The sequence below is a fragment of the Azospirillum sp. SYSU D00513 genome (genome assembly GCF_017356015.1).
Taxonomy (GTDB): Bacteria; Pseudomonadota; Alphaproteobacteria; order Azospirillales; family Azospirillaceae; genus Azospirillum.
Genome location: NZ_JAFIQV010000014.1, coordinates 128,281 through 139,756, shown reverse-complemented (window position 1 = coordinate 139,756; position 11,476 = coordinate 128,281). Strand labels below are relative to the sequence as shown.

Here is an 11,476-nt window from a genome sequence, read left to right as displayed (position 1 = left end):
CCTCAACTCCTCGAACCGCCCGGTGCGGACCCGCATGCCGGGTGGTGTGGGAGGGGTGCGGTCCACTAGGATCGCCCCCTATCCCGATTTCAGCTCACGCTCGGCCTCAAGGCCCCTTCGACCTCCGCCAGCCACTCCCGGACGCGTTTGGCGTTGGTGCCGAGGTCGGAGCGGCCATAGAGGGAGCGGCTGTAGACCGCGACCGTCGAACGACCGTCCTCCAGCGGCAGCACGCGGATGCTGACGAGGTCCGGAAAACGCAGCAGGGGCGTGCGGGCCTCCGCCTCGATCTGGCTGCCGCCGTCGGTCCGACTTTCTCCCAGTATGCGCGCCCCTTTCCCTTCCAGCAGCCGCAGCCAGGCAGCGTGCTGCGCCTCGGCAGGGACCGGGAAGATGGGGCTTTCACCCTTGGCGCCCGCGCAGAATCCCGGCGGGCAGACCAAATGCCAGTTCGGGCTGGCGGGAACCGCCGGAGCGGCGAAATCGACCGGCGCCCGGTTGCCGGGGCCGAGCAGCTTTTCCCAAACCCCGTCGCGTCCCGCGACGAGCACCATGAGGAGGTAACCGGCAACGGGAACGGCGAGGACGATCAGAAGGAGCCGGAGCATGGGCCTCACGGGTGGCGTGCCGGGGACGGCATTGGGGGAACGGGCGCCCCGTTCCGGGCGGCGAGAAGGCGGGCCTGCGGGTCGGCGCAGACGGCGCGCGCGGCGCGGCGGGCACGCTCCTGGACGGCGCGGAAGCGCCGCAGGAGTGCCAGCGCCTCGGCGCGCTCCTGCGCGTCCTGCTGGGCGGTCATGGCTTCCATGGCCGCGATCTTGCCAGCGATCGACCGCTGTGTCTCGCCATATCCGAACAGCCCCGGCTCCCAGCGTTTGACCAGCGCGAAGGCGGCGCACTCGGCACCCACATCGCCGCGTGCCCTCTCAAGCGCGGCGCGCGCGGCGGCCAGTTCCTGCTTCAGGATGTCTTCGGGCTTGCGCGGCGGCGGTGCCTCGGGACGGCGCAGGCGCCGCCGGGCGGCCCGCAGGGCTTCGGCCTGCGCCGGGTCGTCCCGCCACAGCCGGACCGCGTCCGCGGCCTCGCGCCACGCTTCCACCAGCCGCCCGGCGGCCGGGCCGGCACCCCAACCGGTTGCTGCGCACATGGCTGCCTGCACCGCCCCTCCTGCCCGTCGGATAGACCTTGGTCAGGCATTTAGAGCAATTGCGGCGGAAGGCCAGTCCTGACGGATGGATTGGCTGCCCTAGCCGATGGTCACCTGCTCGGCCTCTTCCGGATCGTCGCCGAACAGGAAGTCGATGTCGCCGCCGTTCAGCGTGCTGACGAGCCCGGTGCCTTCGATGGTCGCGGCCGAAAGGCTGCCCTTGCGGCGCTGCAGGTCGAGGATGCGCTCCTCCACCGTGTTGGCGGCGATCAGCTTGTAGACGAAGACGGGCTTGTCCTGGCCGATGCGGTAGGCGCGGTCCGTCGCCTGATCCTCGGCCGCCGGGTTCCACCACGGGTCGTAGTGGATGACCGTGTCGGCGGCGGTCAGGTTGAGGCCGCGCCCGCCGGCCTTCAGGCTGATGAGGAACACAGGCACCTCGCCGCGCTGGAACCGCTCCACCGGGGTCGCGCGGTCGAGCGTGCGTCCGGTCAGCTCGACATAGCTGATGCCCGCCGACTCCAATTCCAGTTTGATCAGGTCGAGCATGCTCGTGAACTGGGAGAAGATCAGGATGCGGCGCCCCTCGGGCACCATCTCCGTCACCATGGAGGTCAGGCGGTTCAGCTTGCCGCTCTGCTTCACCCGGCCGGCGGTGGGAATCTTCACCAGCCGCGGGTCGCAGCAGACCTGCCGGAGCTTCAGCAGCGCGTCGATGACGGTGATGGCGTTGCGCGCCATGCCGCGCACGGCGATCGCCGCGCGGACCGTTTCGTGCACCGACAGGCGGATCGTCTCGTAAAGGTCGCGCTGCTCCTGGTCGAGGTCGATGCGCACCACCACCTCGGTCTTCGGCGGCAGTTCGGTCGCCACCTCCTGCTTGGTCCGGCGCAGCAGGAAGGGCCGCGTGCGGCGCACCAGCAGGTTGGCGCGGGTGCTGTCGCCGCGCTTCTCGATGGGCGTGCGGAAGCGTTTCTGGAAGTCCTTGCGGTCGCCCAGCAGCCCCGGCATCAGGAAGGCGAACTGGCTCCACAGCTCGCCGAGATTGTTCTCGACCGGCGTGCCGGACAGGCAGAGCCGGTGCCGCGCGTTCAGCGCGCAGACCGCGCGCGTCGCCTTGCTGTCCGGGTTCTTGATCGCCTGCGCCTCATCCAGCACGACGAGGTGCCAGACCACCGCCTTCATGAGATCGGCGTCGCGGGCGACCACGCCGTAGGTGGCGACGACGATGTCGGCACGGTGCACGTCGTCGCGCTTTTCATGGCGCTCCGCCCCGTGAAGGACCAGAACCCGCAGGTGTGGGACGAAGCGCTTGGCCTCGCTGACCCAGTTCGGCACGAGGCTGGTCGGCACGACCACGAGGCAGGGATCGGTCAGCCGCCCTTCCTGATGCTCCAGCGCGATGTGGGCCAGCGTCTGGGCCGTCTTTCCGAGGCCCATGTCGTCGGCGAGGATGCCCGCCACCTTGTTGGCCCGCAGGCTCTGCATCCAGCCGAGGCCGGAGCGTTGGTAGTCGCGCAGCTCGCCCTTGAACAGCGCCGGGGCGGCGACCTCGGGCAGCGCCTCCGCCTCGCGCATCTTGCGCAGGAAGGCGTCGATCTGCACGGTTTCGTCCGGGCGGCGGGAGATCAAGTCGTCGATGTCCAGCAGGCTGTCGGCCTCGCCGATCGGAACCTGGAGCTTGTCCTCGACCCGGCGGCCGGATTCCAGCATGGCCTCCAGCACGCTCATCAGCCGCTGCACGCGGTCGGCGGGCAGGACCAGAACGCTGCCGTCGTCGAGCACGAGGTGCGCCTTGCCGTCGATGACGCGCGTGGCGTCCATCCCGCCGCGCTCGACCAGCCGCGCCAGGATCGGCAGCAGCGGCTGGCGCGTGCCGTCGATGTCAACCCCGACATCCAGGTCGAACCAGCCGTCGCCGGCGTCGCGCACGGCGACCGCGACCTCGTCGCCGGCCTCCACCACCCGCGTGCCGAAATCGGCGCCGATCTCGATGGTCCAGCCCTCGGCGGTCAGCTTGGCCGACTCGACGTTGACGAAGCGCGCCCAGCGCTCCTCCGTGTCCCGGCCGGCCAGCCAATGAATGCGCGTGCCCCGCGCGTCGAGCGCGCCCTTCGGCGGGTCGATGCGGGCCTGGGCGAAGCCGAAGGCCGCCAGCCGCTGCAGTGCGTCCTGCTCGGCCGTCTTGTCGCGGCGGATGAACAGGGAACCGCCGAACCCGTCATCCAGCTTGGCGAACTGCCGCTGATCGTCGGGTTCGATCTCCGAAGGCTTGCCCTCCTCGCCATAGTCGAAGGACAGGCGCAGGATGTCCACGAGCCCTTCCGAGGGCGACACAACCCGGCCGAGCCGGGCGATCACCTTCGGCGCGCGCTCCAGGATCGTCGCTGCGTCGGTCCCGCGCGGCGGCTGGGAGGCCGCGATGCTGGCCGCCATCAGCGCCTCGCGCTCGCGCTCCCGCTGCTGGATCAGGCCGGGCGGCAGCGCCGGCGCGGAAGCCACGGCCGGCTTCGCGGCCGCGGCCTGCACCGGCGCCTGGGCCGGATCCGCCTTCGGCTTGGCCGGTTCGATCACCTGGAGATCGATGGGCGACAGGACTCCCGCCCCGGGATCGACGCACCAGTAACCCTGGCCCTTCAGCAGAACCCCGCCTTCCGGCATGCCGGTGGGGCGGAGCTTCCGGGTGACGGGGTCGCGCAGGGCGCGGATCACGCGCGCCGGCCCTTCCCTCAGCACCGTACCGTCGCGCCAGTGCAGCCGGCCGGTGCCGGCCATCCGGCGCAGCAGGCGGTCGGCGGAATCGCCCTGCCCCTTCGGCACGGGCGTGCGCACGGTGTCCTCGCCGCCCAGAAGCCGGGCGATGGTGCGCTCGATGTCGCCTTCCACGTCGCGGGCCGCTTGCGCCAGCACGGCGCGCGGGGACAGCGTTTCCACGGCACCGCCATCCTCCGCCGCCCAGCCGGCGGTGATGTGGAAGGCGGCACCCTCCTTGCCTGGCTCCAGCGTCCAGCGCACGCGCCGGACGGCCGGCACCTGCGGTTCCGCCGCCTTTGCGCGGGACGACGGAGCGGGCGGCGCCGTCGGGGACGGCGGGCGCGACGGCAGGCCGGGGGACGAGGGGGAAGCCGGGCGGGCCGGCCGACCGGGCTCCGACGGTCCGCCCGCCGCCCCGCCGCCCATCAGGTCGAACAGTGACGACCGCCGCCATTCCGGGCGCGTGTCGAGCGCCGCCATGGCCGCCGCGGCCATGTGCGCGCAGCTGTTCCGCCCGCAGCTGCAATCCTTGTCGAACACGATGCGGCGCGATCCCTGGACCGGCGTGACGATCACCGACAGCGAACGGCCGAGGTCGTTCACGGTCGCCTCGATCCGGTGCTCCGCGTCGCCGAGACGCACGGCCCCCGACATCGCGAGCGTGCGTCCGCGCTGGAGGGTCTTCGCGTCGAAGAGACGGGTGAGGTCCTCCTCGCTGAAGGGGACCGCGCCGGGGCCGGGCGAGGGAATGCGTTGGGCCGAATCGAACAGGGACATGAACCAGTCGGGTTGTGCGTCGCGGAAGCGAAAGGGGGCGCAGCTTATAGGCCCTTCTCCGCCGATGCCACAAGACTCCCGCTATCCCCCGTCGGTACAAGGGCGGAATATCACAGTTGCGTCCAATGCCCTTGAAGGCCAGCAAGGACCAGCGGAGCCTGGTCTGACGGTGCGGTCTACCCGTGGCGGCAGGGGGGGCCCACCCCTTCCGCCTCCGCCAGATCGCGCAGGATCGGGCATTCCGGACGGTCGTCGCCGTGGCAGCAGTCGGCGAGGTGGCGCAGCGTGTCGCTCATCGCCGTGAGCTCGGCGATCTTCGCCTCGAGCTCAGCGACATGCTCCAGCGCCACGCGCTTCACCTCGGCGCTCGCCCGATCCCGGTCCTGCCACAGGCCGAGCAGCGTCTGGATGCGTTCGATGCCGAAGCCCAGCGTGCGGGCCCGCTTGATGAAGCGCAGGACGTTGACCTCGTTGGGGCCATAGACCCGGTAGCCCGAACCCGTGCGGCCCGCCTCGGGAATGAGGCCGATCGACTCGTAATACCGGATCAGCTTGGCGCTGACGCCCGAGGCCTTGGCGGCTTCCCCGATGTTCATGAACCCTCTCCCGAACCGGCGGCCGGAGGCGTCCAGCCGCGCAGGGTCAATGCGTTGGCGACGACGCTGACCGAACTGAGCGCCATCGCCGCGCCGGCGAGGACCGGGCTGAGATAGCCGAACGCCGCCAGCGGAATGCCGACCACGTTGTAGGCGAAGGCCCAGAACAGCCCCTGCCGGATTTTCGCGTAGGTCCGGCGCGACACGTCGATGGAGCCGGCGACCAGCCGGGGATCGCCGCGCATCAGCGTGACCCCCGCCGTGTGCATCGCCACGTCCGTGCCGGTCGCCATGGCGATCCCGACGTCGGCTGCGGCGAGCGCCGGGGCGTCGTTGATGCCGTCGCCGACCATGGCGACCGTCCGCCCCTCCGCGCGCAGGGCCACGACGACCTCCGCCTTGTCGCCGGGAAGCACCTCGGCGAAGACGCGCCCGATCCCCAGCTCGGCGGCCACGGCGTTTGCCGCACCCTTGCCGTCGCCGGTGACCATGACCGGCTCGATCCCCTGGTCGCGCAGGGAGCGGACGGCGAGCCGCGCGCTCTCCTTGACCGTGTCGCCGAAGGCCACCAGCCCCAGAATCCGCTGCTCCGGCGCGGTCTCGGCCAGCCAGGACAGCGTGCGCCCGGCCTCCTCCAACGTGCCGGCCCTTGCTTCCAGCGCCGCGTCCGAAAGGCCGTTCTCCTCCATCAGCCGCCGGTTGCCCAGCAGGACCGACCGGCCCTCCACGTCACCGGCCACCCCGCGCCCGGCGAGCGCCTTGAAGCCCCCGACGGGCGGGACGGCGACGGCCTGCTCCGCCGCCAGGCTCCGCACAGCCAGGGCCAGCGGATGCTCGCTGCCGGACTGAAGGGCGGCGGCAAGGCGCAGAAGGTCGGCCTCGCCCTGCCCGGCCGCGGGACGAAGATCGGTCACACGCGGTCGGCCCTCGGTCAGGGTGCCGGTCTTGTCGAAGGCGACAGCGGTGACGGCGTGTGCCCGCTCCAGTGCCTCGGCGTCCTTGATCAGGATTCCGTGCCGGGCGGCCGCCCCCGTCCCGACCATGATCGCCGTCGGGGTGGCGAGGCCGAGCGCGCAGGGGCAGGCGATGACAAGGACCGAGACGGCGGTGAGGATCGCCGCCTCGGCATCGCCGCCGAAGCCCCACCAGCCCAGGAAGGTCAGCGCGGCGATGCCGAGCACGACCGGCACGAAGACGGCGCTGACCCGGTCCACGAGGCGCTGAATCGGCGCCTTGGAGGCCTGGGCGCCCTCGACCAGCCGGACGATCTTCGCCAGCATGGTTTCGGCACCCACGGCGGTCGTCTCGATCACCAGCCGGCCGTCCAGGTTGATGGACCCACCGGTCACGCGCGACCCGGCGGCCTTCTCCACGGGAAGGCTTTCGCCCGTCAGCATGGATTCATCGACGCTGCCCGTCCCGTCGGCGACCCTCCCGTCCACGGGGATCCGCTCGCCCGGCCGGACCGCGACGCGGTCGCCCGGCCGCACCTGATCCACGGGCACCTCGGCCTCCTCCGACCCGCGCAGCAACCGCGCGGTGTCGGGGCGCAGGTTCATCAAGGCGCGGATCGCCGCCGCCGTCTGGCCCTTGGCGCGGGCCTCTAGCCATTTGCCGAGCAGGACGAAGGTGATCAGGAGGGCGGAGGCCTCGAAATAGAGGTGCGGCGCCGCGTGTCCATGCCCCTCCGCCGGGGCGGCCAGCAGCGTGTAGAGGCTGAGGCCCCAGGCGGCGGAGGTGCCGAGCGCCACCAGCAGGTCCATGTTGCCGGCCCCTGCCCGCACCGCCTTCCAGCCCGCCCGGTAGAAGCGCAGGCCGAGCCAGAACTGCACCGGCGTCGCCAGAGCGAACTGCACCCAGCCGGGAAGCATCCAGTGGAGCCCAACGAGATCCCCCGCCATGCCCAGCAGAAGCGGCGCCGACAGGGCGGCGGCGATCAGCACATGGCGCAGTTCCCGGCGGCTGCGGTCCTCCGCCGCCTCGCCGGCCGTGGACCCGCCGTCGGGGTTCAGGACGGGTGCCGCCTTGTAGCCGGCCTTCTCCACCGCGCCGGTCAAGGCCGCGAGATCCACCGCGCCCTCATAGGCGACGACATGCGCGCGCTCGGTGGCGAGGTTCACCGCCGCTTCGGCGACACCCGGCAGGCGCTTCAGCGCCTTCTCCACCCGCCCGGAGCAGGAGGCGCAGGTCATGCCCTCGACCGTCAGGTCGAACTGCTTTTTCCGGGGTTCGAAGCCAGCACGCTCGATGGCCGCGGCCACCGCGCCGGCATCCGGCTGCCCGGCGAAGGAGACGCGTGCCCGCTCGGTGGCGAGGTTGACCGCCGCTCCGGTGACGCCCGGCAGCCGCGTCAGCACCTTCTCCAACCGCCCGGAGCAGGAGGCGCAGGTCATGCCCGCCACGCCGATGTCGAGCGTCGCGGCGTCCTCTTCTGGCCGGGTGGCCTGCTGGGCTGACATGTCGTTTCTCCTCTCGTGAACCTATGAACCGACCTCCGTTATGAGGGTTCCAGTGATTGGAAGGTCAAGCGGGAAAAGCCGTCCGCCGGACAACAGCGGCAACCATTGGAAACTCCCGCTTGTGCCTTGACAGTGAATGCACGATCATGCACGTTTATTCACGTAGATGCATGATCGTGAGTGTGCCATGAATGCGGGACCGGACGCGGCGGGTGCCCTGCCGCAGGAGCGCCAACGCGCGATACTGGAACGGCTGAACCGCGACGGGCGGGTTTTCGCGGCCAATCTGGCGCAGGAATTCCAGACCTCGGAGGACACGATCCGGCGCGACCTTCGGGAACTCGCGACGGCAGGCCTTTGCCAGCGGGTCTATGGGGGTGCCCTGCCCATTTCGCCGGTGTCCATTCCCATCACCGTGCGGCGGTCGGAGTTCGGCGCGCGCAAGCGGGCGCTGGGGGCCGTCCTGGCGTCGCTCATCCGGCCGGGGCAGTTCGTCTTCCTCGACGCGGGCACGACCAACCTCGCCGCCGCGCAGGCGCTGCCGGAGGGGCTGGGCATCACAGTGGCAACCCATGATCCGGCCATCGCGGCCTGCCTGGTCGGCCGTGGCGGGGTGGAACTCATCCTGCTGGGGGGAAAGGTCGATCCGCTTTCCGGCGCGGCCTCGGGCGCGAACGCGCTGCGCACGGCGATGGAGATGCGGCCCGACCTTCTGCTGCTCGGCACCTGCGCCCTGGACCCGGCCTACGGCGTCGCCGTCTTCGGCTATGACGATGCCGAGATGAAGCGGCTTCTGGTGCGCGGGGCGGGGTCCGTCGTCACGGCCGTGATCAACGACAAGCTCGGCACGGGGGCGCCGCACCTCGTCGCCCCCGCCGACGCCCTGTCTGACATCGTCGTGGAGGCGGACGCCGCCGAGGCGCCGCTGGAGGCACTTCGGGCGCTCGGCATGCGCGTGCATCGCGCCGCCGCGACGCAGGAGGACTAGGGAATGCGCACCGAAACCGCCCCGGCCATCACCGTGCGCATCGCGCACGTTGCGCTCTGGACCCCAGACATCGACCGGTCAGCCGAGTTCTGGCAGCGCCATTTCGGCGCGGAGGTCGGGCCGCTCTACCACAGCGCCCGGCGTCCGGGCTTCACCTCCCGCTTCCTGAAGCTCGCGGGCGGGGCGGAGCTTGAGCTGATGGCCGCACCCTGGGTCGAACGTGAGGGATATGCCGAGGAGCGGCACGGCTGGGCGCACGTCGCCGTCTCCGTCGGGTCGGAGGAGCAGGTCCGCGCCCTTGCCGCGCGGCTGGAGGGCGAAGGACTTTTGGTGTCCGCCCCGCGCATGACCGGGGACGGCTATTACGAGGCGGTCGTGCGCGATCCGGACGGCAACTTCGTGGAAATCACCTCCTGAGGCCCTTCCCGGCCGCCCCTACTCGGCCGCCGACAGCGCCGCCGCGCGGGCAACCTCCTGGGCGCGTCGGGCGCGGCGCTTCAGCAGCCACATGGCCGTGCCGGTGACGGCGAAGAGCGGCGGCAGCACGCCGGACAGAAAGACCAGGATCTTCCAGCTCCAGCCGAGCCCCTGCCCCGCGTGCAGCGCGCGCTGCCACGCCATGATGGTCTCGCCCACGGAATAGGCCCGAGGATCGCGCAGCTCCGCGACGCGCGGCCCCGTCCAGGGATCGACGAAGGCGGTGATGGCCGGCGCCCCGTCCTCATGGCCGGGAGGGGTCATCATGACACGGTAGGGCTGGTCGGGCTTCTGGGGCAGCCCCACGCCGGTCACGCGCGCTTCCGGCACCGCCACGCGGGCGGCCTCGATGGACTGGTCCAGCGTGGCGGGCACCGTGCCCTGCACCGGCTTGACGGACACGGGCGCCCGCAGGTCGCGCGCCGGGAACAGCGCCGACACGGCGGCACCCGTCGTCTGCGGGAAGGCAAGATAGACGCCGCTGAAGGTGACCACGACGAAGAGGGCGAGCGTCCAGAAACCGACGGCCCCATGCAGGTCGCGGTGAAGGCGCAGCCCCCTGGCCCCCTTCTTGACGGTCAGTGCGGCCTTCAGCCGCCCCGGACGGGGCCACCAGAGCACCAGCCCGCTGATGCCCAGCGCCAGCATGCCCACCCCCAGCCAGCCGACGATCTCGCGCCCGCTGCGATCACGGACCAGCAGGTTGGCGTGCAGCAGGAAGATCTGGCGCAGGATGCCGACGCTCGGCTCCGGCGTCGCGAGCACAGTCAGGGACACGGGATCGATGAGCATCTGCCGCCCACCCGGCCCCGGTCCCCGCCCCGGCTGCGCCAGCCTCACCGTCGCCGGCTGCCCGGCCTCCCGAGGCAGCATGAGCATGCTGGGCACCATGCCCTCCGGTGCTGCCGCGCGGGCGGCGGCAAGGATGGCCGAGGGCGCCGCCGGCTCGCCAACGGCGAGGCTGTAGGCCGGCTTCTCCTCGAACAAGCGCTCAAGCTCATGCTCGAACACGAGGATGGAGCCGGTGATGCCGAGCATCACGAGGGGAAGGCAGAGAATCAGCCCGCCCCACAGGTGGACCTGCTGCAAGGCCTTGAACCAGACGCGCCGCGAACGCGGCCCGGAGGAACGCGGGATGGAGGACATGGTGCCGGGCCTTGTTGGTTCGTCCGCCTGACGGCGCAAATTCGTCTACAATGCTGCGTATTAGAATGAATCGCATTTTCCGGCAAGCATGAAGCGAAAATCCTTTCTAATGGCGCGCGCCGGACGGGCAGCTACGTTCTACAAAGGATGCCGGCAGGCGGCGGGGCATGGATGTCCCGCAGTGGGCCATTGGCCTGAAGTTGCCTGGGCTCCTCATCGGCTTGCCCACGGCGGTGCCGAAAGCGCTTCGGCGAGATGCTCCACGAAGGTCTCGATCCGTGCTGCCCGGACGGTGCGCTGGTTCATCAACGCGATCACGTCGGCATCGGGTAGCCTCCAATCCGCCAGGATCTCGACCAGGCGCCCGGCGCGGAGGTCGTCGGCAACGCTCCATTCCGAGCGCTCGACAATCCCGAGCCCCTCCAGGGCCCAAGCGCGGATAACCTCGCCGTCGTTGCTGGCGAAGTATGGCTGGATGCGGACGGATTTGCGTTCGCCACCCGGTCCGGTGAGCGACCAGAGGGAGACGTCCGCCTGGTCCTCGCGCACGACGCCGCACCGGTGTTCCCGGAGCGCCTTCGGCCCATCGGGCAGGCCATGCCGCTCGATATAGGCGGGGGCGGCGCAAAGCAGACGCCGGTTGGGCGCGAGCTTGCGCTGGACTACATCGAGGTCAGGCAGGCGGCCGACATGGATCAGCATGTCCCACCGGTCGGTCCGCATCGCTCCCCGAGGGTCCTCCGTCAGGACCAGATCCAGCGCGACGGACGGGTGCCTCCTCGCGAAGCTGGCCATGAGAGGGGCAATGTGCAGCCGCCCGAAACCAAAGGGTGCCACCACGCGCAATGTGCCCGACACGGTGCCGCGGCGCTGGACCAGATCCTCGAACAGCGCGTCGAGATCGCCCAGGATGGTCGCGGCACGGCTCGCGAGCATCTCGCCCTCGGACGTCAGGCGGTGGCCGCCGACGCCTCGTTCCACCAGCCGGAGCCCGAGCCGCTCCTCGATTTGCGCGAGGCGCTGCGAGACCGCGGGTGGCGTCACATCCAGCGCCCGGGCCGCTGCCGCGAGCGACGGCGAGGCCGCGATGGTCGCGAAGAAACGAAGGTCGGAGTCGCCAAGCATTAAGGCC

9 protein-coding genes are annotated in these 11,476 nt (G+C 71.0%); 2 read left to right on the top strand and 7 right to left on the bottom strand.

Going from position 1 to position 11,476, the window contains the following annotated elements; translation table 11 throughout:
• Nucleotides 1–89 precede the first annotated feature (89 nt).
• The 5 genes from JUB11_RS12955 to JUB11_RS12935 all read right to left on the bottom strand — a co-directional run bounded on the left by JUB11_RS12955 (nucleotide 90) and on the right by JUB11_RS12935 (nucleotide 7,733).
• On the bottom strand, nucleotides 90–608 hold the full coding sequence (locus tag JUB11_RS12955) for a DUF1499 domain-containing protein (RefSeq protein WP_207458954.1): 519 nt from the start codon (nucleotides 606–608) through the stop codon (nucleotides 90–92).
• A gap of 5 nt (nucleotides 609–613) precedes the next feature.
• A complete protein-coding gene (locus tag JUB11_RS12950) occupies nucleotides 614–1,159 on the bottom strand; it encodes a hypothetical protein (protein ID WP_207458953.1) in 546 nt (181 codons plus the stop codon).
• 87 nt (nucleotides 1,160–1,246) lie between these two features.
• Nucleotides 1,247–4,678 carry a DEAD/DEAH box helicase gene (locus tag JUB11_RS12945; RefSeq protein ID WP_207458952.1) on the bottom strand — a complete coding sequence of 1,144 codons (3,432 nt, stop codon included), beginning with the start codon at nucleotides 4,676–4,678 and terminating at the stop codon, nucleotides 1,247–1,249.
• Between the two features lie 176 nt (nucleotides 4,679–4,854).
• The gene (cueR, locus tag JUB11_RS12940) at nucleotides 4,855–5,274 is read right to left on the bottom strand and encodes a Cu(I)-responsive transcriptional regulator (protein ID WP_207458951.1); all 420 of its coding nucleotides are present in this window, start codon (nucleotides 5,272–5,274) and stop codon (nucleotides 4,855–4,857) included.
• Nucleotides 5,271–7,733 carry a heavy metal translocating P-type ATPase gene (locus tag JUB11_RS12935; protein WP_207458950.1) on the bottom strand — a complete coding sequence of 821 codons (2,463 nt, stop codon included), beginning with the start codon at nucleotides 7,731–7,733 and terminating at the stop codon, nucleotides 5,271–5,273. Before JUB11_RS12935 ends, cueR begins: the two co-directional genes overlap by 4 nt.
• 187 nt (nucleotides 7,734–7,920) lie before the next feature.
• Between JUB11_RS12935 and JUB11_RS12930 the strand changes: the two genes are divergently transcribed.
• Both JUB11_RS12930 and JUB11_RS12925 read left to right on the top strand, forming a co-directional pair.
• Nucleotides 7,921–8,721: a DeoR/GlpR family DNA-binding transcription regulator gene (locus JUB11_RS12930; RefSeq protein ID WP_207458949.1), complete on the top strand. Its 801-nt coding sequence runs from the start codon at nucleotides 7,921–7,923 to the stop codon at nucleotides 8,719–8,721.
• Between the two features lie 3 nt (nucleotides 8,722–8,724).
• Nucleotides 8,725–9,138, top strand: coding sequence for a VOC family protein (locus JUB11_RS12925; protein WP_207458948.1), 414 nt, complete (start codon nucleotides 8,725–8,727; stop codon nucleotides 9,136–9,138).
• 18 nt (nucleotides 9,139–9,156) lie between these two features.
• Here the strand turns inward: JUB11_RS12925 and JUB11_RS12920 are convergent, their stop codons facing one another.
• Both JUB11_RS12920 and JUB11_RS12915 read right to left on the bottom strand, forming a co-directional pair.
• Nucleotides 9,157–10,344: a PepSY-associated TM helix domain-containing protein gene (locus JUB11_RS12920; protein ID WP_211112521.1), complete on the bottom strand. Its 1,188-nt coding sequence runs from the start codon at nucleotides 10,342–10,344 to the stop codon at nucleotides 9,157–9,159.
• A 213-nt stretch (nucleotides 10,345–10,557) separates the two neighbouring features.
• The gene (locus tag JUB11_RS12915) at nucleotides 10,558–11,469 is read right to left on the bottom strand and encodes a LysR family transcriptional regulator (RefSeq protein WP_207458947.1); all 912 of its coding nucleotides are present in this window, start codon (nucleotides 11,467–11,469) and stop codon (nucleotides 10,558–10,560) included.
• Between the last annotated feature and the right edge of the window lie 7 nt (nucleotides 11,470–11,476).